Source organism: Bacillus cereus group sp. BfR-BA-01347, from assembly GCF_022663835.1.
Lineage (GTDB): Bacteria > Bacillota > Bacilli > Bacillales > Bacillaceae_G > Bacillus_A > Bacillus_A thuringiensis_K.
The window spans coordinates 183,785-210,432 of record NZ_JAKUGG010000005.1; the positions used below are offsets into that span (position 1 = coordinate 183,785).

The following is a 26,648-nucleotide window of genomic DNA, read 5'->3' on the forward strand; positions in this document are numbered from 1 at the left end:
CTATTTTTAAGGTAAGTAACGACGAGCACCAGCGTATTCTTCTATATATCCTGGTGTATTTAGCGGTATAATCTCTACCGATCTTTCAGCTCTTGGTGAGTGAATCATATTGCCATCACCAATATACATTGCGACGTGATGGACACTACCTTTCCCTTGATCATGTGCAAAGAAAATTAAATCTCCTTTTTGTAGATTTTCTTTATCAACTGCAACTCCTGCTCTTGATTGTGGTCCAGAATCTCGCGGAATTGTAATGCCGTGCGATTTATAGATCGTATGCGTGAAGCCAGAGCAATCAAATCCAAAACCACTTGTACCAGCCCATATATACGGTAAACCTAAAAACATTTTCCCTGTGTTTATTAAATCATCGGCCGCCGGGGTTGGAATATCATTTTGAGAACGGTAAACCGTTCCATCATTTTTTCGTAGCCAAGCTTTCTGACCATTTGGCAACAATACACGGTATGAAATTGTGTCTTCACTTAATAGCGGCAGTCTTGTATTATAACTGACTTCAAGTGATTTATGTTTTTCAGAAGGATTTATATATAAAATCGCTGTTGGCTTTGTTATTAACACAAAAGGTTCATTTGTTTTATCTGCAAATTCTTGATTATATGTTAATTGCTTTTCAGGCATCCAGCCCGGATAACCTTCTTCATTTCGTGGCGTTGGCTGTCCATGCACTAATACCTTCACCCATTCACCTTTCTTATCAATAACAGTTACTTCTTGACCGAGTAACGCTTGTGTTTCTAATTTATTTGCATTTGTTAACCATAGTTTCTCGTCAAGTGTCATTGATTTCGTCCATTTCCATAGATCCACTGGATTTGTTGCACTCGGTGTATCGATTGGCCTTAATGAATCAGGTACTGTCCATAACGTTGCAGCAGATACATCTATAAATGCTTTATTATCCTTCTTTTCTTCAGCATTTGCCGATGTAAACGATGAAAATATAAATAAAGTTGTTAAAAATGCAGTTCCTACTTTTTTCATATTTATCCCCCTTAAAAGATAGTTTACTAGTCTCTTCTCCTAAAACTTACTATTCACTGTCGATTGAAGGTTTATCTTTGATCCAGAATACGTCATTCCTTCTGGCTCTTCCATTAACCAAAGCGGTGCATCAAGATCAAAATAATGAATATTAGGATGCGCTGCCGCTAAATGCGCAACAGCACTAACGGAAAGTGAAGACTCCATCATGCTGCCCACCATACACTTCACACCAGCTGTTTCTGCGATATCTGCAATACGCCATGCTTCACGTATGCCACCACATTTCATTAATTTAATATTAATGAAGTCTGCATATCTTCCTTGAACGAGCTTTAATGCGTCACTTGCTGAAAATATACTTTCATCGGCCATAATTGGCGTTTGCACACGATCTTTGACGTACTTTAACCCATCCCAATCTTTCGCGTGTACTGGTTGTTCAATAAATTCTATATTTAAATTACGATTTTCCATCTCTTGAATGATAGAGACCGCTTCTTTTGGACTCCAACCTTGATTCGCATCTAAACGTAATGTCGTATTTCTTGGTACCACATTTCGAATTGCCTCAATACGTTCCAAATCTAAATGCGCCTCTTTACCCACTTTAATCTTCAATGTTTGAAATCCTTTTTCTATATGTTTCTTCGCTTCTTTTGCCATTAATACAGGCTCATCTACACTCACTGTAATATCGGTATGAATTTCTTTCTTCCCGCCTAACAATGCATATAACGGCACATTTTGATATTGGCAATATACATCATATAAAGCGATATCTACCGCTGCTTTCGAACTTGAATTTCCAATACAACTCATTTGAATGCCCTGTAGTAACTGCTGAAACTGAATGATATTTTGACCAATTAAACATGAACGCATCGGTCCTAAAATCGCTTCTTCCATTCCGCTGGTGAAATCCCCCGTAATAACTGGCGTTGCGGCTGCAGCCCCCTTACCAATCACTCCTTCATCTGTATGAATATAAACATCTATACTTTCAATTTCTGTTACAGTACGAAGTGCGGTTTTAAACGGTGTATGCAGTTTTACACGTCTACGATTTACTTTTACATCTGTAATTTTCATTTTGTTCATCCTTTCGTTCCCCAATGAAGTGAAATCTTAATCCACCGGAGATTTATACCCACGAATTATTAGGTAAACCCATTGGACATTTACTCTTCTATCACTCTACTTTGTTTTCGTTTACTTTTGATGTAGAACGATAATGTGAAATAAAAAAATCCAGCCATAAGAATGATTCTTACGGCTGGATTTTGTCTATGATTGAGTAGACAAAGCAGCAATCTGATTATATTTTTTCTGTGCATCTTTTAGCGCTACAAGTAACGCTTTTTGAGAAGAACCGAAATATCGGTTCTTTACTTCCATTACTAATGCCGGGTCATTTATATTTTTATGTAGAAATAAATATTTAACAAATTGAGATGTTAATGCAATTGTCGCTGAGCAGTCTGCATCTACAATTTCCCCTGTATCCTTAACAAGTACAAATGCTACGAAATAGCTTTTAAACTTTTCAGTAATGGGATTATTTTGAGGTGCTTTCGCATCCCCTACGATATAAATTGTATTTGAAGCGTACACAGCTATCTTCCTTTCGTATACGAGGATAACGGGTTTCTTAATAGTCGTATGAGCGAGGAACTCAACGTTGATTAAAAAATGTATCCACTTACCTTGTATTATAATATAATTGACAGAATTTTAACAACATTTATTTTAGTGCATATTCCATATCTATGAAAATAGCTTAAACTCTTCATTTTTACAATATGTGATTATTCCTTGTACCATTACATTCATACATAAAAAAACAGTTAGCGACGGCTAACTATTTTTTTCATTACTTGGGCATCACAAATATAGTTTCATTTGACTTAGAAAATTGATACTCTTTTCTCGCAAACTTCAAAATTTCTTCCTCATCGTCTGTTAAATTTTCTATGTTAGTCTTTAAAGAATCTTTATCTTTCTTTAAAGATACTAATTGTTCCTTTTGATCCGTAATCGTACCTTTCTTCTTATCAATTACTTCTTGTTGTTTCGTTAAAATATATTGAACGTACAGAGTAGTTGCTGCAATAAAAAGGACCATTAAAATAAGTCGCCTTAACTTCTTTTTATTTATCCTACGCTTGTCACTAGGTTGTGATAACTGCTCTGGTATATTAGGAACATTTACTCGTTTGAGTTTCCTCATTCAAATCCCCCTAACCCATATTTTTCACTACCATCGGCACGTTTTCTTACTAAACTAAATTCTATTCTTATAAAATAAACTCCTTCACAAAAATATCCCATAAATTAACCAATTAAAGATAGCATTCGACGACATTTCCATATTTACACCGATTTTTTTTATACATGCTGCTATAAAATAGTAGTTTCTGTAATTCTTTTTCTACTATTGTAGAAGAGTTTTTTCACACACAAAATTCCTTCCCTACATATCCATGTTATAACATGCTTACAAGGAGGGGAAATATGCATTACCGCACATTAGGTAACACTGGAATAACTGTTTCTGAAATAGGTTTTGGGGCATGGGCAATCGGTGGTGATGAATGGGGACCTGTTAACGATAAACAATCTATAACTGCTATAAAAAAAGCCATTGAGTGTGGTGTGAATTTTATTGATACTGCGGATGTGTATGGTTTAGGACATAGTGAAAAGTTGGTGGCTACCGCGATTAAAGGACATCGTAATGATATTATACTATCAACGAAAGGTGGTTTAATCGGACATCACTACGACCCTAATGGAATTCCTGTATATGATACTCCCGAAAAAATCATCGCCGTATTCGAAACAAGTTTACAACGTCTTCAAACAGATTATATTGATCTTTATTTTTGTCATATTTGGTGGCATAATCGTAGAGAAACAGAAGCATTTCTACGTGCATTTGACATATTAAAACGTGATGGCAAAGTAAGAGCAGTCGGTGTTTCGACTCATGATTTACAATACATTCATCATTTCAATAACAACAACGAAATTGATATCGTACAACTTGATTACAATATATTAAATCGAAAACCGGAAAAAGATATATTACCATTCTTACAAGAGAAAAATCTAGGAGCTGTTATTCGTGGTCCATTAAAAATGGGCATTTTAACTGGAAAATTCACAAATAAAACAATTTTTCCAGATGGAGATTTACGCAAAGATTGGCCAAATGAAACTTGGTTTCAAGAAGACTTACAAACCGTAGAGAAACTTCGGTTGCTCTCAAATAAAAATCAGACCCTAGGGCAACTTGCACTTCGCTATGTACTCTCTCATCCGGCAGTAAGTGTTGTAATTCCTGGTGCAAAAACAGGAACACAAACACAAGAAAATGCAAATGCATCTGTTCGCCCTATTTTGAGTGATGAAGAGCTTAACTATATTCATTCAATATAAAAAGCCCAATCCGGGCTTTTTAATTTGGCAAACTAATATCATACTCCATTCGCTTCGCTGTGTCCTCCGCAACATGCACACCTAACAAGTTTTTCACAATATGAAATGCCATATTAATTCCAGCTGAAATTCCGGCAGATGTTATAATATGTCCTTCATCTACAAACTTTACATTTTCTATAACTTCAACATTTTGAAACTCATTTTTAAACTTTTCAATACTAGCCCAATGTGTTGTTGCTTTTAAACCTTCCAGTAAACCTGCTTTCGCCAGTAATAGCGCTCCTGTACAAACTGAAGTCATCAGCTTTACTTCTTTCATTTGTTGGCGAATCCATTTTATTACTATTTCATTTTTTATTTCATATTTTCTAGCACCTAGCCCACCCGGAATTATTAAAATATCCACTGGTGGTAAATTTTCAATACTATAATCTGGCTGTACCTTCAATCCATTCCTTGCTGTAATCATTTCCCCATTCTCGCTAACTGTATAAACAGTAAATGTTTTTTCTTCATTCACCTCAGTTACAGAAAAAACTTCAAATGGCCCTGCAAAGTCTAACACTTCTACTTCATTAAATAAAAATATACCAACACTCCATTTATTCATCATAAGTTCACTTCCTGTTTCAGATGATGTAAAAGGTGATTATATCCTTTTTCTAATGCAATATCATACGCTGTTTTCCCATCATTTTTCTTAATCATCTTATTAGCTCCATTTTTAAGGAGCAACATAATTATTTCTTCATTTCCTAATAATGCTGCTTCGTGGAGTCCTGTCCAGCCACCACTTTGCATAATATTTACATCTGATCCTTTTTCAATTAAGAAAGCGACAAGTTCACTTTGCTTGTTCGCAATTGCCGCTTGCAAAGGTGTATTTTCATTTTCGTTTTTCGCTCTACTATGTATATCTGCACCGCTTTCTACAAGAAAACTCGTTATTTCTTTCTGTCCAAAATAAGCTGCTAAATGAAGTGGTGTCCAGCCATCTTCACTACATTCGTTAACAATACTTGGACTCGCCTTTATAAACTTCACTACTTTTTCCTTATTACCACTTATAACAGCTTGTGCTATTGATTGTAAATGCTCCATAATAATCTCCCATCCTTCAAAATATTTAAGCATCTCCTTCTACATGTTCTATTAATTATTATATTTTCCTTTTAAAACCTTAAGTTTACATAATAATATTATATATCACCTTTTGTGCTTAATGCTGAATAGCAATAATGTTAAAAATACTGCCTTTAAACAATGAAGACCATGATTTCATTAGAGTTACTGAAAAAGCAAGCAAAAAACTATACACATAGTTTTCATCATATTTGTTCAGTTGCATGAACTAAAACAGGTAATGTTTATTCTGCTATTTATGCTTTCAACATATCAAATAATATTATTCCAATAAAAAAACAATCCATTTTTAAAATGGATTGTTTTTTTATTTCTGTTTTATGCGGTTTATTTTATTTTTGTATTTTCAATGATGGAATAATTACATTTACAAAAATGAAACGCTACTATCTTAGCCCCTCTTATAGTAAGTTTTTTCGTTTGAAAACAAAAATACAATTTCACCTTACAATTGAAAAAACATACGTAAAAGTTTCTAAAACAGCTGCCTTATCATACTAATCTATAGCAATTCTGTCTTCTTCCCTTACCTGTTTCCTTTAACACATACGATTTTAAAACTAGCGCCGTTAATGAATCTGTTAATGTTTTATATGATAAATTTGATAATGCCAATAGATCGTTTGTATATAACATTCTATGCTTCTCTAATAATAATAGTACTAATCGTTCAGACGGTTTTAATGCCTCGTCACTTTCTAGTATAAAGTCTATATTTTTCATTTCTCTAATTACTACTCCTTATAAAAAAATACTTTAGGTGCTAATTTAATATAAAAATAATACATAACAAAACTATAGATATATTAAAATAGCACCATCTAAAAACACTATTATACTATAACATAGAAGTAGTGTTTCCCCAAATAGGAAATGCTTTTTTATATCGCTGTAAGATTCTTGCAAACGTACATAATATTTTGTACCATTACCCGCCAAGTTTTCTTCTAATTTCGCTGCTCATCCTGATGTATTTGTAATCAATGAAGTTCTTCTAAATTTATAAACAAATAAAAAACGGTTCGTCTATCATGCCCTAAACATGAATGACAACCGTTTTCCAGCTTCTTCTTAATTAACATGTTCTATCTTAAATATTTCTTGCAATATGCGGCTTACTGTAATGACTTGTTCCACCGCCACCAACTACTACTTTACCACCTTTTTCGAAAATTAATAATTTACTTGAACCATCTGCAAGAAGCACTATTACTTCAGCATTATTACTTGTTGCTACATAAATTACATAAGCACTCTTTGATATACAAGTTTCCCAATTCGAATCAAATTCTGATCTTACTACACGATTTGAATACACTTGATTTTCAATTCTATCTTGTTCTACGTTTTCCAAATTGATTCCTCCCACTTCACTAAAATAGCATTTATAGGAAAATAACAGCCCTATATTAAATAGTAGCCGACTTTAACATAAATAGTATATGTAATTAGTAGGAGAATGCTTGGACAACGAAAACGAAATAGACTTCAAAAATTTCACAATTGAAACTTCTCTTTAATCATTTCCGCCACTTCTTTTGCACTCAAATACGTGTTATTAATTTTTATATACTCTTCTTTTTCAATTTCACCATGAAGAGAGTTTAATCTATGCTTTTTCATCGTTTCTTTCAAATTATTTTCAGACCACTCAATATCTATTTTTTTCGGTTTATGTTCTAATCTATTCGGGCTTTTATTTCGTTCTAATCTTTCATCTAATTCCGCTTCCAGCTCTACAAAATACACTGTCCCACCTTTTGATTCAAAAATACTTTCTACATTATGTATATAATCCCAATCCGCTTGGAGGTCAAATGCCCATATATACGTAAAAATCATTCCAGATAAATCACTTTTAGATACTTCTTCAAATATTTCATTACGAAATAAACTTACTAGTCTTTTTGCTTCTTTCGTACTGTAATCAAAAATTGGACTTACTAAATCAATTGTCATGTGGTTATGAAAAAGTTTTAAACCGGTTAATGTTGCTAATTATTGCCCCACTGTCATTTTTCCAACTGCTTGTGGGCCAAATATTAATATAAGTTTCATTTATTTCCCTCCAATCTTTCTCTATAAACCATTACATAAAATTAAAAATAAGGCAGCCGATTTTAAATCGATTGCCTTATTTTTTATTCATATTTTTAGTTCTATTCTTTTCGCATAGCTTCAAAAGTAATCATTTGATTTGCATTTGACGGTTCTTTTTCATAATCATATTCAGCAGAGCAAGTAATGTTAGAGAAACCTATACTTTCTAACAGAAGTTTAAACTCTTCTATTCCATACCAACGCAGTGCAAAGCGTTGTAGTTCTGTTTGTACTAACTGTCCTTTACTCCACTTTTCATATTTCAAATATGATACAGTAACTTGGTTCAGCCAATCTATTTCAATTGATTTATTTTCTAATGTGATTCCGTCTCCACTCGGCAAAGAGAAAGTCGATGTATGAATTTCCCCAGTCTTCCAGTCATGCGGAAGCATAATATCTACGATTAATCGTCCATCTGGATTAAGATGTTCATAAAAACATTTCAATGCATTTATAGAATCCACACGATTTTCAATTAAACAAAAAGATCCAGTAGGAATGATAATTGCGTCATATTTATACGGAAGTGAAAATTGTTGCAAGCTTCCTTCATATAAATTAGGATGTAAGCCTCTCTCTTTACAGCGCTTACGACAAGAATCTAGCATTTCAGGTGAATAATCTATCCCATCCACTTTAAAACCAGCCTCTAGAAGCGGAATGATGACACGCCCTGAACCTACTGCGGCTTCGAGGATTCTTCCTCTACAATCTTTTAAACGTTCTTTGTAATACTCAATATCACCATTTAAAGAATAACCGACTGGTTTTGTGTAATCATATAGTTCCGTACAAAGTGTACTATAAAAGCTAAACATTTATTTTCTCCTCCGTTTTTACGTACGGAAGATTTCAATTCAACTAATCTTCCTGTACCTCTAATTTTAATGAGATTTCGAAAGAGCTGACTGTCATAATATATCACTCACTTTCCATAGAATATAATGATATTGTATTACATAACCTTCCAATTTGAAATATAAAAATTAAAAATTCAGACTACAAATTAAAGAGCTTACTTTAGTAGGCTCTTCAGAAAAAGTATTTATTTCACAATCGGCAATGTCACTTCACTTAATTTCACTGTAAGTTTCGTGCCAGCTTTCGGTCTAATTGTATAATCATAATCACTTGCAATTAAAACAACTCCGATTTGATGCCCCGCTTTAAATACATAATCATCTGGCTGCATGTCCCATGTAAATGTATAATCTTTGCCCGGTTGAATCGCTGTTGAATTTTCTATACTCTTTAAGTTTTGTGGATCCATCCAGCCTCTCGTTACGATTTCCGGCTTCGCTCCTCCATAGTCAACAAGTAATGCTGTTAAATTTGATACAGATCGATCAATATTTCCTGTAATTGAAATCTTTGGTGTACCACTTATACGCGTATCTTTTTGCAGTACAGGCATTGTATATACTAATCGATTTGCTACTTCTAATTCTGGATTTGCTACTAATTGGTTTGATTTCATTTGTGCATCATCTAAGAATGAGAAAACTTTATTAGCCGATCCCATACTTAATGGTAAATTGACTGATTTATTACTTAAATACATACGGATTTTTGAAGGTACAGCTGATGGATCTGGCCAATTTTTTATCTTTTGCCACGTTTTATTTTCTCTTTGCACATCAACCATTGGTTCATCCATAATTCCATTTTCAATTCCGTACAACCAATAATCTAACCATTTATTTTGTGTTTGCTGCCAGTTATTACTTGATGTTCATTATATCAATAGCTACAAAAATTAAATATCAAAAGTATATTCTATATCTAGCTTCCCATCTTGATAAAACACTATTTTTTTTATTAGTTTCTGAAAAGCTTTATGTAAGTCCTGTTCCTCCTGCAACAGCATAAAAGCATCCTGTATATCCTTTGTTTCCCTGTTTTGAATATCTTTATCTTTTAATTTAAGTAATTGAAGTTCCTGAGCTGTCATCTCATCTTCTAATTTCCTGTTTCGATTAACGAAAGTTTCTTTATCAATGAACGAGTCCATGTAAAGTTCTAATAGTTTTTCTTTTTTACTCTCCAGCTGTTTAATCGTCTTTTTTGATTTTGCTATTTTTCCTTGCAGCTTGTCCTTAATTTGTGCAACTAATCTAGTTTCAATATACTCCTGCTTTTGTTTTAATCGTTCTAAGATTAAATTACGAAAATCTTCGTATCGGACTGGTATATGATTTACACAGGTTCCGTACGCCTTATACGTCGAACATTTCATATACACGCGCTCATATTTACTGCGTACTCCAGCATAAATTGCTCTTACTCTTTTACCACAGTGTGCACACCATACTATTCCCCGAAACTCATTACGAAAATCTGATTTTGTTTTTTTATCCTTCACGTCACTTACCGGATTTATACGTTCCCATTGTTCTTTTGAAATTATAGCATCATGGTGATTTTCAAATACTAACCACTTCTCTTTAGGATTTTTAACGGTTTTCTTTTTACCATCAACTTTTACTGTTTTATATTTGTGCATTACATGTTCACCAGTATATAAAGAGTTAGTGACTATTGTTTTTACAGATGCCTCAGACCATAAGTTTCCGAATCTTGTCCTGCATCCCTTTTTATTTAAGTTATTAGCAATCATACGATATCCTCGCCCGTCTTCGTACCAGTCAAACATTTCCTTAACAAGGAGCGCTTCCTCGTCATTAATTATCAATTTTTTATCAATACGATCATAACCAAAAGGAATGGTTCCTGTATGCTCCCCACGTCTTACTTTAGCACTTAATGCTGCTGAGATGGATGTTGATAATGTCTTAGGAAGTTGCGCAGCAAACATCGCATATATTTCGAATTTCATATCATTATTACCCTCATAGTAACTATCGTAACCTTCCTCAATTGTTACTAAACGCACCCCATGACCAAGTAATATTTCTTTAATCTCTAGCGCATCTTTAAGGTCGCGGGCTAAGCGGTGTATCGATTTAAAAACTACCGTATCTAATTCATTTTTCCTAACTTTCTGTAATATAAGCTGCATCGCATGGCGCTCAAGCCATGCGGTACCCGAAATACCATCGTCAAAATACACAGCATTCTGATCCCATTCATAACCATTCTTCTCAATCCAGTATCGGCAAATATCAACCTGGTTCTCAACTGATGACACTTGTTCGTCCTTATCAGTTGATACACGTACATACACAGCATACCGCAATTTTACACACCCTCTCTTGTTTGTTGCTAAGAATAATCATGATTAAATTATATGATTAACCGCGAAAACTGACAATCTATTACCAATGTAAAAAGACGACTTTCTACAGTCGTCGAAATAAAAATATATAAATCTCAAAAATTCAGGAGGGGGTAAACAATACACAACAACATCTAATAAAAACAAAAACAAAAAAGAACCCCCTCTATAAAAAATATACCTTATATATATAATATAAATATATAACTTATAAATATATATTATATATAGAGTATATTATTAGTAATAATATATAAGTATTATTACTGTTGGGGGTCGAAGCTTTTTAGCTGTAGGTTTACTTGATTAAGTGCCAGTAATTATTAACTACACCATTTAGTTCATCCGCTAGCAAATCTAACTGTTCCATTATCTCCTGACCAAGCTCTTCTAAATAATTATCACGGTAATCTTCTGTCATTCTTTCAAGTGTTAGATACAACCAATAAGCAAGTTGAGGTCCGCTTACCTCATACTTACGTAAAATTGCATTCAATTCTTTTGTCGATTCATTCATGATAGACCACCTCAATTTTAAGAATTAAACACATGGAACCACATAAACTTTCGCATACACATCGTATTTAGCTGCAAGTTGCTCCAGCTTTTTTTGTCTGTATTCTGTCATAGTAAAGAAATGAATAAGAGGTATTTTTCCGTTGTATTTGTTTTTGTAGTATAACGAAAATTCCCTATACCTGCTCATCTTTTCAGCGTTCACAATCATCATTTGCGTACGATCTATTTCAACAGCATTTAGTGTACCTTCTTCATCCCTGAACTTCACATCAGGAATAATTGTCTTCTTTTTATCATCTACTTTATAACGTATAGGTGTTTCTATCTGCCAGTCGTCGGGACAAAACAGATAGAGCCATGCTTCATTTCTCATTAAGCTGTGTGCTAGTCGACTATTTGGTACAATCTTCTCTGTATCGTCGAACAGTTCACGGCCCTTTTTATTTAAATAATACACGTACTCTTTTTGGTACACTGTGTTATTTACATAAGGACTGAGGTCTTTTAAAATACGATTTGCGTTGCGAATCCCTCCCATATCGTGCACCGCCATTAGATGCCTACGTGTTGCGAATTTCAGCTTTCTAATCGAGGTCAGAATCGTCATCTGACGGTTTATTTTGATATGTGTCTGGATGTTCATCTTTTTTCACCTCGTATTGTTTTAGATGTTCCCACATCATTTCATCGCTAATAAACGGTACCTGCAGCTCAGTTAGTCGATCAGTTTTATAAATAGCTCTACCAGGTAAGGACGGCAATGTTTCTAGTCCCGATTCATCAAGAACAACCTCAGATGCCTTATATGTTGGTAGCCGAAAACCTAACTTCGCATCAGACATCTGCTTTACTACTGATGGAATTGATGTGACTGTAGGATACTGTGTAGCTAAAATCAATCGAAATCCTAAGCCGCCCGATACAGTCGCTATATAACTAAGCATGTACTGACACTCTTCTCGGATCTTATTAACATGACGTGGTAATCCTTTGGCCGGAGCAAGCACGGCACCTTCGTCAACAATAACGAAATACCGATCTTTTTCTTTTGTTTCAACAATATTTTTGTAACCATTTTCCTTCATGAATTTTCCACGCTCTTCGATTTTTTTCATTATTTGTTTTAATACATGATGTGCTTTTTCTACAGAGTCAGCCACTTCCACCACCTGCTTTAAGCCGCTAAACTCACTAAATTCTAATCCCTTTTCCTTTAAATCAATTAAATATACGTGAGCATTTTCAGGGTTCGCCTCAATCAAAGTAGTAAGTAGTACTTTCATAAATACTGTTTTCCCCATTCGTGTAAGACCACCTAGTACCATATGAGGAGTTTTATCAAAGTCATGATAAATTAACTTCTCGAGGCTTTGCCCCATCGGTACTTGCCATTCACCTTTTTTTATTAGCCCCTCATTCCAACACCACTTTTTCGGGATACGTTTACTGAATACCCGAATCATTATCTTGTAGTTATCGTATTTGATACGTACAGGCTTATTTAATCCTTCACTTACAACATCCTCAACCTTTTGTATTAATTTAGATGGCATCCCTAACGGAAGTTTATATACATAAGTCGTACTACGATCACCTTCTTTTCTTTCGAGAAAAACCGGATAATGTAATTTTTCATCCTTCCTAATTGCAATCCCACTTACTTCAAAGAATACTTGTATCTTCTTTCTATCATCCTCTTTACCTTTTAAACTATCATTTAGCAAAGCGTACCCGAGCGAAACTGCAGGTATTAATAACAATTCAAGCATAGGGGTTCACTCCTTATATATCCTTAAAGGATATAGTTGCTCTTTACTGGAAGATTTACATACAAGTTGTTTTTCTTATATAACAAAGTGTCCCATGATTCTAGGTTCCATTCCTTCAAAGAAACACCATTAGCACATAACGTAGAAGATACAAAAACGAGCCGGTAAGAGTTGTATACATCGTCATACGTGGAAGCCAATGTGGAACACTCATCCCCATTTTCTCAGCTGCCTTCATCGCCACTACAGACAATCCTGTCGCTGTCCAAATTACTACAACTTCCCCAGCAAGTGTCATATCGAATCCCTCTTTCTTTTTAGTTGTAATCCTTTTGACGTGAGAATCGGTTGATACTGATTAACCATTTCATCCCATTCAAGAATTTCTTCCTCTTCCCCGTATAGATCTTCCATAATATCATTAGATAAGCTGTAGTAACCGCGGTACTCTTTGTTGTTAGATACCTCGTGTCTTTCCATATGTTTTAGAATAGAGTTTACTTCACCTTTACCCATGGACTCTTTATACATGCTTCTCAGCTCTTTAGAAGGATACAGGTACGGCGTGTCATTCAAGTAATCATATTGCCACCTCATCGCTCATCTCTCCACTGTTTACAGTCCTCTAAGTATGCATCAATCCTTTTTTGAATCCCTATTTCGTTATACGGACCATACGGCTCTTCTTCTCCTAATAAGTCAACGATATCAACGTAGTTTGGATTTAGTAACATATTGTGATTTGCGATGTGATTGTACAAACATCGTACTTCACCATAGTCATTTGCATCTGCGTACATGTTGTAAAGTGTTTGGGATGGATACAGTTGCATGCGATTTAAATACTTATATCCAGGTCTCATTGTTCCTCACCTTTCCCTTCTTGGTGTCCTTTTTTCCACGAGGAATACCAAGTGGTCTTGATATAGGTATATGACCTGGAGAATTATTTTTGCACGTCCACGCCAATTTTTTTCTTTCTAGCTTGTACTATTTATAAAGGAGTTTATTTTTGTATATAGAAAGTAAATCCTTGAGGTGAACGTATATGAAGTTTAAATGTAAACTCAAAGTAATCTTTGCAGAGCTTGATATTAAGCAGAGTGATTTTGCAAAACGTATTGGAGTTGACGATTCTACTCTTAGTGCAATTGTTCGTAATCGTACTAAACCTCGTTTTGATACGGCCTATCTAATTTGCAAAGAACTCGGTAAACCAATAGAGGAGATCTGGACCATCGAGGAGTAATTCCTCCCCCTCCAGCCTTAATAAGTTTTTATCTTTATTTTTACACTTGACTTTTGTGTTCGGCAGACAATCATGGGATGAGGGTACAGGACAACGGCTAGGGCAGAGAATGACTACCTTACAACGCTTCAAAAATAAAAAGCGTCGTAAAGTAGACGTTCTGTCAATCATGGTCTATCGGGTTAAGGAATCCGTATAGTAACACCCTGTTTAAACGCTGTAATCTCTTACACAGCTGACTTTTTACAGATAAAGCTTGTCCTATCTGCAGAAAGAACCAGGAAAGGAAATGCACTACTGGCGTATCCTTCATTACTCGTAACCTATAATTCTTTCATTATCAGCTGCTACCCGTGCCATAACACGCCAAGCAACCGCCGTACCATTAATGGCCGTACTCGCCTAGACTCCTAACAACGCAAACAAGGAAACGTTATTCGTTAGGACGCTTAACTTTCTGACGTTGGCTTAGCTAACCTGTTCAAGTTTAACGAGTGTTAGGTCATTCCTCGTGTGGATCCTCCTCTTAGTTACCTAAAAAAGACAATAAGAAACTAGACCTCGTGTATATCTGTTTTTTCGAATAAGGATATTCACGAGGCTGGAGGTTGTCCGATATTTAGTTAAAGAAAGAGCTTATAGCACGTGAGCTATAAGCATATTAATAACGAATAAAACCGAAGCCACAGTATAAAAACCATAAAACCAAATACAATCAGATTTTGTTTCTAAACCGAAGTAATCGCTTATTTTTTGCATCTATACTGTTCCACCCTTCTCATTTATATAAAAGTATGACTCTAGAAGTAAAACTTTATTAGTATTAATATATAACTCTAGGAGTCATACGTCAATAGTATCCCTAAAAAAGTTTTACTTTGATATGTAAATTGTGTAAAATGTAAAGTAATAAATGATCGGAATGAACGGAGGTATTACCATGAGTTCTATGGTATTCACTTTAGGAGAAACGATGGAGGAAATCGGGATTACCAAAAACAAATTAGCAGTGGAATCAAAAGTTCGTCCAGCAACTATTAGTAATCTAGTTAATGGTGAGGTTGGTCTTGTACGTTTCGATACATTAAAGTCAATCTTGGACGCTTTAAACCAATTAGCTGAAGAAAACGGTGTCGATAAAACCTACCGTATTGAGGACGTTGTACAGTACATAAAATAAATGTACTGTTTTTGTTTATAGAAATATTTCTTAATACTCTGATATACTTATTTAAAAATGGTAAAGGAGGAGAAATATGGAGATAAAAACAACCGCAGACGGTAATACTTACATCATTGAGATTGAGCAAAAAAAGAGTTCCACAAAAGAAAAATTTGGCCGTAAAGCTTCATTAGTTTCCGGAATTTTAGGCATCCTGCTTTCTGTTATCTTAGGTATCACAATAGTTGGGTTATTTTTTGCGGTTCCACTGTTTCTTTTTTCGTTAGGCTTTATATATGCAGCGTTTGAAAAACAAGAAATACACTGTCCTAACTGTAATCATACGCGGAGAATTTCTAAAGGAACCGGCTCTTTTGATTGTGGGAGTTGTAAGAAACGTACTTTAATAGAATGGAGATAGTGTAATAACGAAAAAAAAAAAAAAAAAAAAGAATCGGTACTTTTGCACCGATTCTTTTTACATTCAATATTAAAAAAGATTTTCTACCCATTCAACTACGTTTTTCCAAAAAGAGAAAAGTAGAATAAATCCCACCACAAATGAGACTAAGACAGATATAAGTATAGGATGTTTTTCAGCAAATGATTTTTTCTCAGGTGTTTGTATAGCTATGTTTTGGTTATTGTGCCCAATGACAGAGTTTTTGATATTATTTTTATCACCCATTTGTATGCTCATCTTAGCCCTCCATGACCTAATCTAGATCCTTCAACTTTATTTCTATCCCCCATTTTTATGGATTCATCAAAAATTATATTTTCTATATTAATAATAACTTGTTCCTTTTTACGCGTATCTTTTTCGACTTGGGATTTTATATCTAATTCATCGAGGTCATCATATTGGTTTTCAAGTTCCATAATAACTTCTACCAGTTTAGATTTAACATTTGAAATAATTTTACTTAGTATATTTTGTGGACATTCCACACGCATTTGTAGTATTTGAATCTGTATATTGGAAATCCCGTGACAATAAGATGCAGGAACAACTGATGCGTATGTTTCTTTTCCTTCGTTATTTATTACCCTTTCAAGCGTCTTAAAACTATCTAAAATTGGAATATTAATTAACTTCTTTATTTCATCATCAGATATCAGGTGGTGTAAAGGTACAGATTGATTCGTGAGCTGCACCCTATTATTTAATACATAAGTTCCCATAACAAGACCTTCTGTCATCCTGTAATTAGGTAATTCAGCTTTATCCTCGTATCCCGTGAGTTCACCTTCAATCCATTGCATTATCAAGTCATTTTCAAGGTCTGATAATATAATTTTTAACCGTAGAAGAACATTTTCAATAGTTTCTTGTCCGCTCACTGTGTCTTTTAGTAGTTGACTTCTTGCCATGATGTCACTCCGTTTCTAATAATTTACTTTTAAGTCTAATAGATTCAAATTTTATATGCAATATGTCAGATGTAAAAAGTCAAATTTCATAGCATTTGGATTGCAATAATTCTACGCTTCAATAAGAACACTTGTTCGTGTATAATAAACATAAACTATACGAATTGGGGGATCATCATGGAAAAGCATAACTGGGGAACACCAAAATTACGTGGGAGAGGTATGGTGAAGTGGCAGCCTTTTGCCAGTATGCCGGAGCAATACGAGGTGATACGAGAAATAATTAGCGATTTGAATAAAGTGCCGAAACCAATTCTTACACAAGATACAAAAGAGCGGATTGAACGTGCTTTAATTGATTCTGCACAGAGGCAGGAAGATATCCTTATTTCTTTTTATAGAGACGGATTTATCAGCAATATGTACATAACTGTCACACGAATTGATTTACACACTAATACAGTGCATTGTACAGATGCATTTAATTTAAATACAGAATTTAAATTTGATGAAATTATTGATGTGGCTGACTAATTATTGTCAGCCTTTTTACATTTTTTAAGGTTATTGTAAGGTAAATGAAAGTTTAGAGAAAGATTGAAGTTGTACGATGAATTTGTGTTAATAAATAGGAGGTGTATTAAAAATGAAGAAAGTACTAAAAAGTTTAACTGTTACATCATTAGTTTTAAGTGGCGGCTTCCTTTTTGGTTTTAGTGAACAAGCAAGTGCTGCTAGTCCTCAAACAAGTAAATCTGAGTTTTCTACAGAAACTAGAAGTATTGCATCATATGAATTCTCCTTCTATGACTTAAGTGATCTGAGGGGAACGGAATTTTTCACTCTAACTCCTGGTAGTTCCAAAAACTTTGTAGGAAATGCTGGCATATCATCTATAAAAATGCCTCCATCCTCCTCTATGACTCTCTACAGAGATCAAGATTATGAAGGGAAGAAAATAACAATTAAGAATACAGATGAATCAAGTTACTTAACTGTTAATTTGAATGAGTACTATATTGATGGAACTGATAAGAAATGGAATAATAAAGTTGGATCAATAAAAACAAAACGTATATAGTGATTGATAAAAGTGAAAAAAAGAGCCACCCAATAGGACGGCTCTTTTTTTAATCAAACTATTATTTTATTAAGCTTGCACTTGATAAACTTCGCAATACCAATCTTTATAATCTTTGAAATACCATGTGATAGCACCTAATTTATTACGGTCATCAACAGGTTCACATTGTAGATAGAAAATACCGTCTCCTTCATAAACTAAATTACCTTTCACTTTGAATTCAGCAAGTTTATTCATAATTTCTTGAGCTAAATTAATTCCTAATCCGCCTGATTTCATTGTCCATTTCATATTATTACCTCCTGTCGACACTGATGGTCCTGATTGAATTGTTTTACCTACAATCGCTTCAGCTACAGCTTTAGCAGCCTTATCAAAGTTGGCACGGTATTTTTGCATATCAACCTCATTATCAATAAAGCAAATTTCAGGTAATAGACCAGTCTTTGTTTTATTAATCCATCCTAAATCTGTTGTTAATTTAATGCCTCGGTCTCTCAAACCAAATGCATTAGCCATTGCCTTTGAAATCTTTGCTGCTAATTCTCTATTTCCGTATGAAGGGTGCAACCAAACTTCACAGCCTGTACCACCTGGAGAAGCATTTAAATGAAACTGTAAATCTACATCACTATCTTTCACTCGTAAATGGTTATTTGCCGCATTGCTCCAAACTGCAGTTTGTGTTGTTCCAACTTCATCCGAACAATTCACATACTTCCATCCAGCTGCTTGTACATATTTAGCAACTGCATCGAGGAACTTTCTATCCTCTACATGTTCTTTCCCATAAACACTATTTGCACCTTGTACAATACTATTGTGGCCACCTGAACCTGCAAAACAACCCATTATTCAACATCTCCTTTTAGTGTAAGTTATTTTTTTCTAATACATCTTTTTGTTGTAATCCTTTGTTGCTCAAATAGTTGTTTTTCCACGCCATATACAAAGTGAATGCCCCTGTAATAACGGCTACTAAACCATTTGTGATATTGTCATCAATCGTTTGGTATCCGACAAGGTTTAATACACTATTAATTACAGCAATTACTAATACGACATAACGGCTAATTGAAGCTGTATCAAAGTTCCTCATCCTCTCACCTCCCTTCATTTCATGTAATTTAAGATGTTAAATAATAAAAGGACTGCCAATGACAGTCCTGAAATCCACATAGATATATGAGCTTTTTTGTTACTTTCCAACTTTTCTTGCGCTAGTTTTAAGTCTCGTATTTCTCGATCACGGAATTTGAACATTTCATCAACTTCAGTCCTTTGCATATAATTTTTTTGATTGTAGTCTAGCTTTTCCTCAATTCGTTTAACTGCGGCGTTCATTGTTTGAAGATGCACTTCTAATTTCGCAATACGTTCGTACTCTTTTTGCTCCACCGCCATCCCCCCTTTTTAGACAATAAAAAAAGACCAGCTTATGGCTGCTCCGTTTCCTTTATATTTTCAGTTGTTTGAGTTTCTTGAGATGGATAATTCCCTGTAAGTGATGTATAACACTCTAAACAAATGTTCTTTTTCGCAAACCCCATATCTAGTGGGTACAAACGCGCGCCACGTTTACATATTTCGCATCTTGTTGCAATACGAAAATATATCGTTCCGTCCGTTTCCCCCCACACCTCTACTTTATTCACACCATATAAACCGGCATTGTTTAGCATATCAAAAGGTATTCGCACAAATACTCCGTTTTCGTTTCTTTCTGAATCTACTAACCTACCAGCAAACGGAGCACCTTCCCCTGCTTGTAAGGGATAACCTTGTAAATCTTTGTAATCATCCATATATTTCCCTCCTAAACGTTAGGTAGCTTGTACCATTGTCCTGCCATTCCCATAAAATAAAACCCATAGCCTTGACCACCATCAAAGAAACGAGCGGATCCAGCTTGGCCCATTCTATTACGCCCTAAATTTATTCCCTGCGTTAGAATAGGTTGATTTATGAATACATCCTTTTCTGTACTTATATCAAAGGTCTGCCCGTTATCAGATGGACCTATGTTGTTATTTACACCGCCTATAGCAATTCTATTAAACGGTTGAAGACCATCTGCTCTTTCTGCTGCTGCTCGATCCCAGTTATACATAGATGCATATTTACCACTGTATAGCGTTACACCCGATACACAAACCGCTGTCCCTTGTCTCATGTCAGCATTTCCAGAACAAACCTTAATAATTAATGCGTGCTGTTGCGGAATATAGTTTGTCGGCACTTTGAAAGTGAAAGAGTATCTTCTGATTTCTCCATAATAGGTAGATGGTTCAGGAAAATCCATTTTTTGTTCATGCCATGTATCGTAACTTACATTGTCTCGGAATGTAACGCAGCACACTTGTAAACGCGGCTTCCCTGTTTTTCGTACCCCATTTATCATTGCTGCTCTAAAATGAGCAGATAATGTGTATTCGTTACCAGGATGTATTCCATTATTCACGATTGCTTCTGGATAGTTGTACATATCTACCCTCGCGGCATTCACCATTTGTTCATAATCGAATACATGTGTATTTTTTTCTATTACTACATTGCCCCACGACTTCCAAGTAAGACCATATCCACCTTCAAATCCATAATAATCTGCATTCCCAATATTTTTCTTTGTAACACTAGAAAAGTCAGGATCTGCTATTAGATTTCGTCTTGATACTGCGGTTGTTTTTGTTCCCCATTCATCTTCAAAGAGAAAGTCTAGCATCTTAACAGTTACACCGTTTTTATCGATGAGTATCTTATCACCACGAACGGAGATAAAGTTTGTATCAATGCCTTTTGCAGTTAGCCACTTCACCATTGTATCGGCATTAATATTCAGTTTCTCAGCATCGATTGTAATCTTACCAGGTGACATATTGATAGAAGTAATGATACCGTCTTTTAAAATTTGTGCTAAGATCCCTTCATCTAATACTTCTAACCTAGATTCTGTTTTCGTTACATAAGCTTTATAAGTCTCATTTATAAACGTTTCTTGTTTTCCAGAGATGATTGAAACGCCTTTTTCAGTAGCACTAATACTTCTTTCTAATTCTGTAACTTTTTTAGTGTAATCTTCAGTTGCTATCTTATCGGCCAACTCTTCCATGATTTTATCTTTATCTACAATATCAACAGGATTCTCCTGAAATGAAGAAGGTTTATCGCCAATCTGCAACATAGGTTGAGCTGCCCACAGCCTTCCATTTCTACGCAGCCAGTATTGTACTTGTACTTTTTTTGTTCCTTCTACAAGTAGACCAAACACATGATGTCTTACCCACATTCCTTGTGTTAACGTAATCTCTTGCCCGTATTGCTTTAACACATTTCCATTTGCATCTAAACATTTCAGCTCCATTTTCGCGCCATTATCAATGCTAGACTTATTATCTGTATAAAAGTATGCAGAAAAAACGTAATTCCAACCAGGTCCGGCATTTATAAATTCATGTGTAGCGCCCCTGTATACATCTGCTGTATTTCCTGTCGATATTGTACGAAGTGTATTATACCCCTTATATAAAACGGTTGTATCCCTTGTTGTGCCTGATTGAAGAACCCAATATTTTGTGTCATTCTTCCAAAGAACATTCCGTAATACAGTTTGATTACCGATTCCACCAACATAATCTTCAACATCTTTTATTTCAACTTTTCCTTCCAAAGCTTTTGCAGTAGTTTCCCAACCTGCTTTAGCTTCTTGTAACTGCGTACCTTGTTTGGTTTGTATTTCTTGTAAACTAGTAACATTTTCTTTAATACCGTCTGCTGTTTTCTCTACAGTAGTAACACGCTCGCTAAAATCGCCTTGTGTTTTTTCTACTGTTTTAATACTTTCTTTAAGTCCTGTCACACTTTGCTCAATCTCAGTTGTTTTTTTCGTAAATGTTTCTTTAGAAGTAACTTCATCATTAGCAGGTTGCCATGTAGTTCGAATGTTACCTTCTTCAAATTTTGCATGATGGGAATTCAAATTACCATCAATATTGCGTCCAGAGTAGTAGAACTTAATCTGAGTGATATCTTTATCTTTCGTTTTAAACGTGACGTATAATGGCTCATCTTTGTATTCAATATTAAGTGATAATATACTATCGGCTCGTACAGACTTCCATTCTTGCTCATCACCTGCATACGTTATCGCTGCTTCTACACCAAACCAAGGATTTGCATTAAGTTTTGTCATCTTTCCAGTGAATAAAAAGGAGATGGTAATTGTTTTGTTTCTATAATTAATCTTATCGGAAAGAGTCATTTGTTCCGTTGTTCTTTGTACAGCACCTTTCATGGCATCAATACCATTAATCCAACCTTTCATCATATTGACACCAATGAAATCCCTGAACCAACGACTCGGTGAGTGAATCGATAACAGACCAGAAATTTTATCTTTGATTCCATTTCCAATGTCCGTAATTTTGTCCCAAATAGCCCCAGCCATAGAGCTTATACCATTTAAGAGCCCTTGCATCATATTTCTTCCTATGCTCCCTAAGTCAATTCCGCTCAAGAAAGACTTCACGTTATTAAAAATTTGAGTCACTGTGTTATAGATAGCATTTAAGATACTAGATGTCGCCGACTTTGCTGCATTCCAAATTGAAGAAATGATGCTACCTACTGCGTTCATAACAGATGAAATGACTGAACCTATACCTGAAAAAATTGAACTTACTAGAGAACCTATCGCTGATAAAACACTAGAAAAAATAGATTTCACTAGATTTAGCCCACCAGTCACGACTGCTGAAATTAAATTTATCGCCCCTTGGATGATATTTCCGATTAATGACATTATACTCGACGTAATGCCTTTCACCGCGTTCCACGCTCCACTCCAATCTCCTTTTAAAACTGAAGTGAAAAGCTTTATTATGTTGGTGATTATCCCAATAGCAGAGGTTATTACGCCCATAATTGCGGGAAAGACTGCCTGGACAATCGACAGAATAAATTGAATGGCTGGGATCACTACGCCTTTTATTATTGTTGCCAGACCTTCAAGTATCGCAGTGGCTACGGGAATCGCCGCTTGAATTATCGAAACTATTACCGGGAAAACCGCCTGAACGATTTGTAAAATTAAAGGGATAACTGTAGTCGCTATGATAGAGATTACCTGGCCTAATAATTGAATAATCGGAATCGCAACGGAAATCGCAGCAGCAATAATCCCAGCTATTACTGGGAAGACCGCCTGTACCGCCTGCAGAATGATCGGAATCACTGACGTTGCTATGATTGATAGGACCTCTCCAAATCCTTGAATTAACATTCCTGCTATGCTAAATGCCGCCTGGATTACTTGTAATATAATAGGGAATGCCGTTTGGAAAGCTTGAAGGAATATCGGTAAGACAGTAGTCGCAAACTCTGTAAACATTTGAGATAAAAATTGAATACCTTCACTGATTAACGGCATAATTTCTATAGTTGTATCAGCAAACATACGAATAAGCTCAGTAACCATAGGCATGACTTGTTGCATGACTTGACCAAACCCAGTAAACAATTCAGCTGCTAACGGTACTACAGTTTGTACAATTTCACCAAAAAGGCTTGCAATTGTTGCACCTAGCTCACCAAAAGCCGCACCTAGCTCTGCAAATGCAGGACCTAATGTGGCAAAACTTTCAGCTATAACTTGACCTGTTTTTTGAAACTCTGGTGCTAGAGGAGCAAATGCCTGCATAATCCCCTGCGCTATTGACTGCACAACCGGTAAAATAGCCGAGATCACAGTAGAAAAAATCTGCTGTATCGATTGCCACGCTGACATAAATGCTGATTTTACCTGGTCGTTTGTGTTTATTAATTTAAAAATTGTAGCCCCTAATGATGCTACAATCGCTATTACCCAACCGACAGGTCCTGAAACTCCTAAAAATGTTAACCCTAATCGTACGATCAAAGGTGTTAAAGTTGCTATCGTGTTTCCAATAGAAGAAAATGACATTTTTATAAATTCAATCACTGGTGAAATAGCGGAACCTATCCCAGAAAAAGCCGAGCTTAAGCCGGAAACCACAGAAGAAAAAGCTCCACTAATACTTTGACCAATTGACATGAATTTTGACAGTATAACAGCAATTGCTACATCAAAGGCTGTACCTAGAGCGCTACCCATCGCCGAAAATTTTGCAGGTACCGTACCAAGGTAAGTTCCTAAAGAATCTAGCGCTGACCTCATAGCCTCAACAGCTGATACGGTTCCACTTTTTATTGATTCCCAGGCATTATTCACCGCATTTCGGAAAGTCTCGTTATGTTTATAAAGTTGAACTAGTGCTACTCCCACTAAAGTGAGAATTGCAATAACTGCACCAACCGGTCCTAACATTAACGCAAATCCGGCTCTTAATGCTGATAAAGCAGTCCGAAGCATTACTGCTGCTTTTGATGTTCCTGACATCCAAAGCATTAGTTGGCCGATAGTAATTATTGCTCCTCCAATTGCGTTAATAACAATACCAGCCACCGTTGCTACAACTAAAAAAGCCGTAGTAAATGCTACTACGGAAGCGATCACCGTCTGCACGGGAGCTGGTAATTTTGTAAATGCGTTTGCCAGCGTTTCAACTACTCCAGCTACAGCCATTAATGCTGGAGCCAATGCGTCAGTAAATGCACGTGCCGCAACATCAAGAGAGGCTTCCATTTTCGTCAGTGCTCCGGCCCATCCTTCAAGCATGGAGTCCGCAGCTTTTTTAGAAGCACCGTCCGAGTTCACTAAGGATTGTGTTAAAGCATCAATCTTTTCAGGTCCTGCTGCTACAAGTGCCATCATACCTGATACAGCTTCTGTACCAAATATTGTTGCTAACGCCGCACCTTTTTGTGCACTTGTCATACCTTCCATTCCTGATTTCAACTCACCAATAATTTGAGACAATGGTTTCATATTACCTTGTTGATCCGTAATAGATACGCCAAGTCGTTTTAACTCATTCGCCGCTGCTTTTGGCGGTTTAACTAAACGTAGTAAAGATGCACGTAATGCTGTACCAGCGGTCTCCCCTTTAATACCGCTATTTGACATAATACCAACAGAAGCCGCTAGTTCTTCCATCGATATGCCTAATTGAGCTGCAGGACCCGCCGCATATTTAAAAGCGTATTGCATATCCCCTACACCCGCAGCTGTTGCGTTTGCGGCTGTTGCTAGAACATCAGCAACATGTGTACTTTGACTTGCCTCCATACCAAATGAGTTTAAAGCTGACGTAATCGTATCAGCAACCATCCCCAGGTCTTCGCCTGATGCGGCCGCTGCACTCAACACACCAGGTAATGCGGACGTTGCTTGAGCCGAATCGAAACCTTTCGCACCCATTTCAGCAAAAGCCGCTGCTACCTGCCCTGTTGAATACACAGAATCCTTTGCCATATCAAGAATCGCTTTCTTTACTTGACCGTAGTCACCTGCAGTTAAAACTGCCGCTTTACGAGTTTGTGATTCAAATTCTCGTGACTTTTGAATCATACTTCCTAAAGCAAAAGCCGACGCTGCAGCTGCAGGACCAAATGCATTTTGCATTGTTTGTCCTGTTTGCTGTACACGTCGGCCCATTTCAATTGCTTGATTACCTACTTCTTGAAATCTAGCACGCCACCCTGAATAATCAGGAGGCGGTGGTGCTGGTGGTGCTGGCGGTAATGGTGGAGGTGACGGCGGTTGTGGAGCCGGTGGGATAGGAGGTGGTCTACTAATCTGCTGAAAAAACGTATTCCATGCTTGTGTAGCTTGTCCAAGGTTACTTATTAAATTAGATATATCCGCAATCACCTGAGTTTCTACCTTGTTCTGGCTCATTCACCTCACCTACCCTTCCTCTTCTTGTATTTGACTTCTAATCATTGATTCTATTTGATCAAAGAACGATTCGTTCCTTTGAATTTTTTCAACTACTTCTTTCCGTTCATTTGCTTGTTTTTCAATATCACGAACACTTTCTGGACGTGTATATATATCCGCTAATGACTTGATTTTGTCACTTTGAGCATTTCGATTAAACAAAGCTTGTACACTTGCAAACTCGTACTTATCAAGTAGTTGTTCCTTATATCCGTTCAACATAAGGTGATATTCCTTGAGACTAATACGCCAAGATTGCAAGGTGGTCATATTAAAAAAACGAAAACACTCACCTTGCAATTCATCAATATTTATGCGTACAGGTTCTCGAACGATTTCTGTTGTTCCGCTGTCATTGTCCCTAGAAGTTTCTTCACTGTCTTCTGGAAGAAAAAACTATTTAACACAACAGCTTTGTTGTACTTTAGAATTTCATCAAGGTCTAGTTTTTCTGCATTAAACATATTTTCAATCTCTTTCTGTACTGCCTCATACGTGATTCCCTCATTTGTATGAATCAGTGCGTAATAAACCACATCCGTGAAATTAGTAATTCCGCCCTGCATGGTTTGAGAAACGAATTGCATCGGCCCACCGTTTTCATCTAATAATCTCAGTGCTTGTAAACAGAATTTCAGTTCTTGTTCTTTACCATTAATTACGAAACGCGTATATGATTTTTCAGCCATAATAATTACCT

Annotated in this window: 32 protein-coding genes and 2 pseudogenes; 6 read left to right on the forward strand and 28 right to left on the reverse strand. The window is 35.8% G+C overall.

Features of this window, described 5'->3' with window-relative positions:
• Positions 1 to 6 precede the first annotated feature (6 nt).
• The 4 genes from MR143_RS11050 to MR143_RS11065 form a co-directional block, all read right to left on the reverse strand.
• The gene (locus tag MR143_RS11050; RefSeq protein WP_000755429.1) at positions 7 to 1,008 is read right to left on the reverse strand and encodes a C40 family peptidase; all 1,002 of its coding nucleotides are present in this window, start codon (positions 1,006 to 1,008) and stop codon (positions 7 to 9) included.
• Positions 1,009 to 1,047: 39 nt separating this feature from the next.
• Positions 1,048 to 2,109 (reverse strand): dipeptide epimerase, encoded by a 1,062-nt coding sequence (locus MR143_RS11055; protein WP_001038461.1) that lies wholly within the window; start codon positions 2,107 to 2,109, stop codon positions 1,048 to 1,050.
• Positions 2,110 to 2,295: 186 nt separating this feature from the next.
• A complete protein-coding gene (locus MR143_RS11060; RefSeq protein WP_000271314.1) occupies positions 2,296 to 2,622 on the reverse strand; it encodes a DUF3870 domain-containing protein in 327 nt (108 codons plus the stop codon).
• Between the two features lie 259 nt (positions 2,623 to 2,881).
• On the reverse strand, positions 2,882 to 3,238 hold the full coding sequence (locus tag MR143_RS11065) for an FtsB family cell division protein (RefSeq protein WP_001228728.1): 357 nt from the start codon (positions 3,236 to 3,238) through the stop codon (positions 2,882 to 2,884).
• Positions 3,239 to 3,522: 284 nt separating this feature from the next.
• On the opposite strand from MR143_RS11065, the gene MR143_RS11070 reads away from it, so the two are divergent.
• Positions 3,523 to 4,449, forward strand: coding sequence for an aldo/keto reductase (locus MR143_RS11070; RefSeq protein WP_000559369.1), 927 nt, complete (start codon positions 3,523 to 3,525; stop codon positions 4,447 to 4,449).
• 19 nt (positions 4,450 to 4,468) lie between these two features.
• Here MR143_RS11070 and MR143_RS11075 read toward each other — a convergent pair whose 3' ends face one another.
• From MR143_RS11075 to MR143_RS11140, 14 genes and pseudogenes are all read right to left on the reverse strand, one after another.
• Positions 4,469 to 5,065: a DJ-1/PfpI family protein gene (locus MR143_RS11075; RefSeq protein WP_000981432.1), complete on the reverse strand. Its 597-nt coding sequence runs from the start codon at positions 5,063 to 5,065 to the stop codon at positions 4,469 to 4,471.
• On the reverse strand, positions 5,062 to 5,553 hold the full coding sequence (locus tag MR143_RS11080) for an ankyrin repeat domain-containing protein (protein WP_000400685.1): 492 nt from the start codon (positions 5,551 to 5,553) through the stop codon (positions 5,062 to 5,064). The genes MR143_RS11075 and MR143_RS11080 overlap by 4 nt, the downstream gene beginning before the upstream one ends.
• Before the next feature lie 534 nt (positions 5,554 to 6,087).
• The gene (locus tag MR143_RS11085; protein WP_000789031.1) at positions 6,088 to 6,318 is read right to left on the reverse strand and encodes a hypothetical protein; all 231 of its coding nucleotides are present in this window, start codon (positions 6,316 to 6,318) and stop codon (positions 6,088 to 6,090) included.
• A gap of 367 nt (positions 6,319 to 6,685) precedes the next feature.
• Entirely contained in the window at positions 6,686 to 6,949 is a 264-nt protein-coding gene (locus tag MR143_RS11090) for a hypothetical protein (protein WP_000432427.1), read from the reverse strand.
• 143 nt (positions 6,950 to 7,092) lie between these two features.
• Positions 7,093 to 7,653 (reverse strand): annotated as a pseudogene (locus MR143_RS11095) (AAA family ATPase).
• A 101-nt stretch (positions 7,654 to 7,754) separates the two neighbouring features.
• Positions 7,755 to 8,516 carry a class I SAM-dependent methyltransferase gene (locus tag MR143_RS11100; protein WP_000490915.1) on the reverse strand — a complete coding sequence of 254 codons (762 nt, stop codon included), beginning with the start codon at positions 8,514 to 8,516 and terminating at the stop codon, positions 7,755 to 7,757.
• A 227-nt stretch (positions 8,517 to 8,743) separates the two neighbouring features.
• Positions 8,744 to 9,430, reverse strand: a pseudogene (locus MR143_RS11105) (CocE/NonD family hydrolase C-terminal non-catalytic domain-containing protein); the annotation flags it as partial.
• 24 nt (positions 9,431 to 9,454) lie between these two features.
• Positions 9,455 to 10,894, reverse strand: coding sequence for a recombinase family protein (locus tag MR143_RS11110; protein ID WP_131250930.1), 1,440 nt, complete (start codon positions 10,892 to 10,894; stop codon positions 9,455 to 9,457).
• A gap of 337 nt (positions 10,895 to 11,231) precedes the next feature.
• Entirely contained in the window at positions 11,232 to 11,450 is a 219-nt protein-coding gene (locus MR143_RS11115) for a hypothetical protein (protein WP_088362090.1), read from the reverse strand.
• A 24-nt stretch (positions 11,451 to 11,474) separates the two neighbouring features.
• Positions 11,475 to 12,095, reverse strand: a complete 621-nt coding sequence (locus MR143_RS11120; RefSeq protein WP_242280737.1) for a replication-relaxation family protein — start codon at positions 12,093 to 12,095, stop codon at positions 11,475 to 11,477.
• Entirely contained in the window at positions 12,037 to 13,221 is a 1,185-nt protein-coding gene (locus MR143_RS11125; RefSeq protein ID WP_242280738.1) for an FtsK/SpoIIIE domain-containing protein, read from the reverse strand. Before MR143_RS11125 ends, MR143_RS11120 begins: the two co-directional genes overlap by 59 nt.
• Before the next feature lie 115 nt (positions 13,222 to 13,336).
• Positions 13,337 to 13,519, reverse strand: a complete 183-nt coding sequence (locus MR143_RS11130; protein WP_000170792.1) for a hypothetical protein — start codon at positions 13,517 to 13,519, stop codon at positions 13,337 to 13,339.
• Positions 13,516 to 13,818, reverse strand: coding sequence for a hypothetical protein (locus tag MR143_RS11135; RefSeq protein WP_144591655.1), 303 nt, complete (start codon positions 13,816 to 13,818; stop codon positions 13,516 to 13,518). The genes MR143_RS11130 and MR143_RS11135 overlap by 4 nt, the downstream gene beginning before the upstream one ends.
• Positions 13,815 to 14,084 (reverse strand): hypothetical protein, encoded by a 270-nt coding sequence (locus MR143_RS11140; RefSeq protein WP_242280739.1) that lies wholly within the window; start codon positions 14,082 to 14,084, stop codon positions 13,815 to 13,817. The genes MR143_RS11135 and MR143_RS11140 overlap by 4 nt, the downstream gene beginning before the upstream one ends.
• 185 nt (positions 14,085 to 14,269) lie before the next feature.
• Between MR143_RS11140 and MR143_RS11145 the strand changes: the two genes are divergently transcribed.
• Positions 14,270 to 14,470 carry a helix-turn-helix transcriptional regulator gene (locus MR143_RS11145; protein ID WP_000669088.1) on the forward strand — a complete coding sequence of 67 codons (201 nt, stop codon included), beginning with the start codon at positions 14,270 to 14,272 and terminating at the stop codon, positions 14,468 to 14,470.
• Between the two features lie 636 nt (positions 14,471 to 15,106).
• On the opposite strand, the gene MR143_RS11150 is transcribed toward MR143_RS11145, so the two are convergent.
• A complete protein-coding gene (locus MR143_RS11150; protein WP_001169625.1) occupies positions 15,107 to 15,229 on the reverse strand; it encodes a DUF3961 domain-containing protein in 123 nt (40 codons plus the stop codon).
• 181 nt (positions 15,230 to 15,410) lie between these two features.
• On the opposite strand from MR143_RS11150, the gene MR143_RS11155 reads away from it, so the two are divergent.
• Positions 15,411 to 15,650 (forward strand): helix-turn-helix domain-containing protein, encoded by a 240-nt coding sequence (locus MR143_RS11155; RefSeq protein WP_000097410.1) that lies wholly within the window; start codon positions 15,411 to 15,413, stop codon positions 15,648 to 15,650.
• A 76-nt stretch (positions 15,651 to 15,726) separates the two neighbouring features.
• Positions 15,727 to 16,053 carry a hypothetical protein gene (locus MR143_RS11160; protein ID WP_242280740.1) on the forward strand — a complete coding sequence of 109 codons (327 nt, stop codon included), beginning with the start codon at positions 15,727 to 15,729 and terminating at the stop codon, positions 16,051 to 16,053.
• A gap of 69 nt (positions 16,054 to 16,122) precedes the next feature.
• On the opposite strand, the gene MR143_RS11165 is transcribed toward MR143_RS11160, so the two are convergent.
• Positions 16,123 to 16,332, reverse strand: a complete 210-nt coding sequence (locus tag MR143_RS11165; RefSeq protein WP_242280741.1) for a hypothetical protein — start codon at positions 16,330 to 16,332, stop codon at positions 16,123 to 16,125.
• A complete protein-coding gene (locus tag MR143_RS11170; RefSeq protein WP_242280742.1) occupies positions 16,329 to 17,006 on the reverse strand; it encodes an AbiTii domain-containing protein in 678 nt (225 codons plus the stop codon). Before MR143_RS11170 ends, MR143_RS11165 begins: the two co-directional genes overlap by 4 nt.
• A gap of 177 nt (positions 17,007 to 17,183) precedes the next feature.
• Between MR143_RS11170 and MR143_RS11175 the strand changes: the two genes are divergently transcribed.
• Both MR143_RS11175 and MR143_RS11180 read left to right on the forward strand, forming a co-directional pair.
• Positions 17,184 to 17,540 (forward strand): YolD-like family protein, encoded by a 357-nt coding sequence (locus tag MR143_RS11175; RefSeq protein ID WP_242280743.1) that lies wholly within the window; start codon positions 17,184 to 17,186, stop codon positions 17,538 to 17,540.
• A 112-nt stretch (positions 17,541 to 17,652) separates the two neighbouring features.
• Positions 17,653 to 18,087, forward strand: a complete 435-nt coding sequence (locus MR143_RS11180) for a hypothetical protein (RefSeq protein WP_242280744.1) — start codon at positions 17,653 to 17,655, stop codon at positions 18,085 to 18,087.
• Positions 18,088 to 18,156: 69 nt separating this feature from the next.
• Here the strand turns inward: MR143_RS11180 and MR143_RS11185 are convergent, their stop codons facing one another.
• The 7 genes from MR143_RS11185 to MR143_RS11215 all read right to left on the reverse strand — a co-directional run bounded on the left by MR143_RS11185 (position 18,157) and on the right by MR143_RS11215 (position 26,637).
• Positions 18,157 to 18,942 (reverse strand): N-acetylmuramoyl-L-alanine amidase, encoded by a 786-nt coding sequence (locus MR143_RS11185; RefSeq protein WP_242280745.1) that lies wholly within the window; start codon positions 18,940 to 18,942, stop codon positions 18,157 to 18,159.
• A 16-nt stretch (positions 18,943 to 18,958) separates the two neighbouring features.
• On the reverse strand, positions 18,959 to 19,189 hold the full coding sequence (locus MR143_RS11190; RefSeq protein ID WP_242280746.1) for a phage holin: 231 nt from the start codon (positions 19,187 to 19,189) through the stop codon (positions 18,959 to 18,961).
• 14 nt (positions 19,190 to 19,203) lie between these two features.
• The gene (locus tag MR143_RS11195; protein WP_242280747.1) at positions 19,204 to 19,494 is read right to left on the reverse strand and encodes a hypothetical protein; all 291 of its coding nucleotides are present in this window, start codon (positions 19,492 to 19,494) and stop codon (positions 19,204 to 19,206) included.
• Between the two features lie 32 nt (positions 19,495 to 19,526).
• Positions 19,527 to 19,895, reverse strand: coding sequence for a hypothetical protein (locus tag MR143_RS11200; RefSeq protein ID WP_242280748.1), 369 nt, complete (start codon positions 19,893 to 19,895; stop codon positions 19,527 to 19,529).
• A gap of 11 nt (positions 19,896 to 19,906) precedes the next feature.
• Positions 19,907 to 25,879, reverse strand: a complete 5,973-nt coding sequence (locus MR143_RS11205) for a phage tail tape measure protein (protein ID WP_374265465.1) — start codon at positions 25,877 to 25,879, stop codon at positions 19,907 to 19,909.
• Positions 25,880 to 25,915: 36 nt separating this feature from the next.
• Complete coding sequence (locus MR143_RS11210; RefSeq protein WP_000931847.1) at positions 25,916 to 26,170, reverse strand: hypothetical protein; 255 nt, start codon at positions 26,168 to 26,170, stop codon at positions 25,916 to 25,918.
• A gap of 89 nt (positions 26,171 to 26,259) precedes the next feature.
• A complete protein-coding gene (locus tag MR143_RS11215; protein ID WP_000818630.1) occupies positions 26,260 to 26,637 on the reverse strand; it encodes a tail assembly chaperone in 378 nt (125 codons plus the stop codon).
• Positions 26,638 to 26,648: the final 11 nt, after the last annotated feature.

Bases quoted from the DNA above. Each gene is read 5' to 3' on its own strand.
- MR143_RS11190 (WP_242280746.1), bottom strand. From the start codon at position 19,189: ATGAGGAACTTTGATACAGCTTCAATTAGCCGTTATGTCGTATTAGTA.
- MR143_RS11200 (WP_242280748.1), bottom strand. From the start codon at position 19,895: ATGGATGATTACAAAGATTTACAAGGTTATCCCTTACAAGCAGGGGAA.
- MR143_RS11100 (WP_000490915.1), bottom strand. From the start codon at position 8,516: ATGTTTAGCTTTTATAGTACACTTTGTACGGAACTATATGATTACACA.
- MR143_RS11180 (WP_242280744.1), top strand. From the start codon at position 17,653: ATGAAGAAAGTACTAAAAAGTTTAACTGTTACATCATTAGTTTTAAGT.
- MR143_RS11170 (WP_242280742.1), bottom strand. From the start codon at position 17,006: ATGGCAAGAAGTCAACTACTAAAAGACACAGTGAGCGGACAAGAAACT.
- MR143_RS11050 (WP_000755429.1), bottom strand. From the start codon at position 1,008: ATGAAAAAAGTAGGAACTGCATTTTTAACAACTTTATTTATATTTTCA.
- MR143_RS11055 (WP_001038461.1), bottom strand. From the start codon at position 2,109: ATGAACAAAATGAAAATTACAGATGTAAAAGTAAATCGTAGACGTGTA.
- MR143_RS11140 (WP_242280739.1), bottom strand. From the start codon at position 14,084: ATGAGACCTGGATATAAGTATTTAAATCGCATGCAACTGTATCCATCC.
- MR143_RS11215 (WP_000818630.1), bottom strand. From the start codon at position 26,637: ATGGCTGAAAAATCATATACGCGTTTCGTAATTAATGGTAAAGAACAA.
- MR143_RS11175 (WP_242280743.1), top strand. From the start codon at position 17,184: ATGGAAAAGCATAACTGGGGAACACCAAAATTACGTGGGAGAGGTATG.
- MR143_RS11150 (WP_001169625.1), bottom strand. From the start codon at position 15,229: ATGCAAAAAATAAGCGATTACTTCGGTTTAGAAACAAAATCTGATTGT.
- MR143_RS11210 (WP_000931847.1), bottom strand. From the start codon at position 26,170: ATGTTGAACGGATATAAGGAACAACTACTTGATAAGTACGAGTTTGCA.
- MR143_RS11195 (WP_242280747.1), bottom strand. From the start codon at position 19,494: ATGGCGGTGGAGCAAAAAGAGTACGAACGTATTGCGAAATTAGAAGTG.
- MR143_RS11075 (WP_000981432.1), bottom strand. From the start codon at position 5,065: ATGATGAATAAATGGAGTGTTGGTATATTTTTATTTAATGAAGTAGAA.
- MR143_RS11065 (WP_001228728.1), bottom strand. From the start codon at position 3,238: ATGAGGAAACTCAAACGAGTAAATGTTCCTAATATACCAGAGCAGTTA.
- MR143_RS11160 (WP_242280740.1), top strand. From the start codon at position 15,727: ATGGAGATAAAAACAACCGCAGACGGTAATACTTACATCATTGAGATT.
- MR143_RS11070 (WP_000559369.1), top strand. From the start codon at position 3,523: ATGCATTACCGCACATTAGGTAACACTGGAATAACTGTTTCTGAAATA.
- MR143_RS11125 (WP_242280738.1), bottom strand. From the start codon at position 13,221: ATGCTTGAATTGTTATTAATACCTGCAGTTTCGCTCGGGTACGCTTTG.
- MR143_RS11155 (WP_000097410.1), top strand. From the start codon at position 15,411: ATGAGTTCTATGGTATTCACTTTAGGAGAAACGATGGAGGAAATCGGG.
- MR143_RS11115 (WP_088362090.1), bottom strand. From the start codon at position 11,450: ATGAATGAATCGACAAAAGAATTGAATGCAATTTTACGTAAGTATGAG.
- MR143_RS11135 (WP_144591655.1), bottom strand. From the start codon at position 13,818: ATGAGGTGGCAATATGATTACTTGAATGACACGCCGTACCTGTATCCT.
- MR143_RS11165 (WP_242280741.1), bottom strand. From the start codon at position 16,332: ATGAGCATACAAATGGGTGATAAAAATAATATCAAAAACTCTGTCATT.
- MR143_RS11185 (WP_242280745.1), bottom strand. From the start codon at position 18,942: ATGGGTTGTTTTGCAGGTTCAGGTGGCCACAATAGTATTGTACAAGGT.
- MR143_RS11130 (WP_000170792.1), bottom strand. From the start codon at position 13,519: ATGACACTTGCTGGGGAAGTTGTAGTAATTTGGACAGCGACAGGATTG.
- MR143_RS11120 (WP_242280737.1), bottom strand. From the start codon at position 12,095: ATGAACATCCAGACACATATCAAAATAAACCGTCAGATGACGATTCTG.
- MR143_RS11085 (WP_000789031.1), bottom strand. From the start codon at position 6,318: ATGAAAAATATAGACTTTATACTAGAAAGTGACGAGGCATTAAAACCG.
- MR143_RS11145 (WP_000669088.1), top strand. From the start codon at position 14,270: ATGAAGTTTAAATGTAAACTCAAAGTAATCTTTGCAGAGCTTGATATT.
- MR143_RS11080 (WP_000400685.1), bottom strand. From the start codon at position 5,553: ATGGAGCATTTACAATCAATAGCACAAGCTGTTATAAGTGGTAATAAG.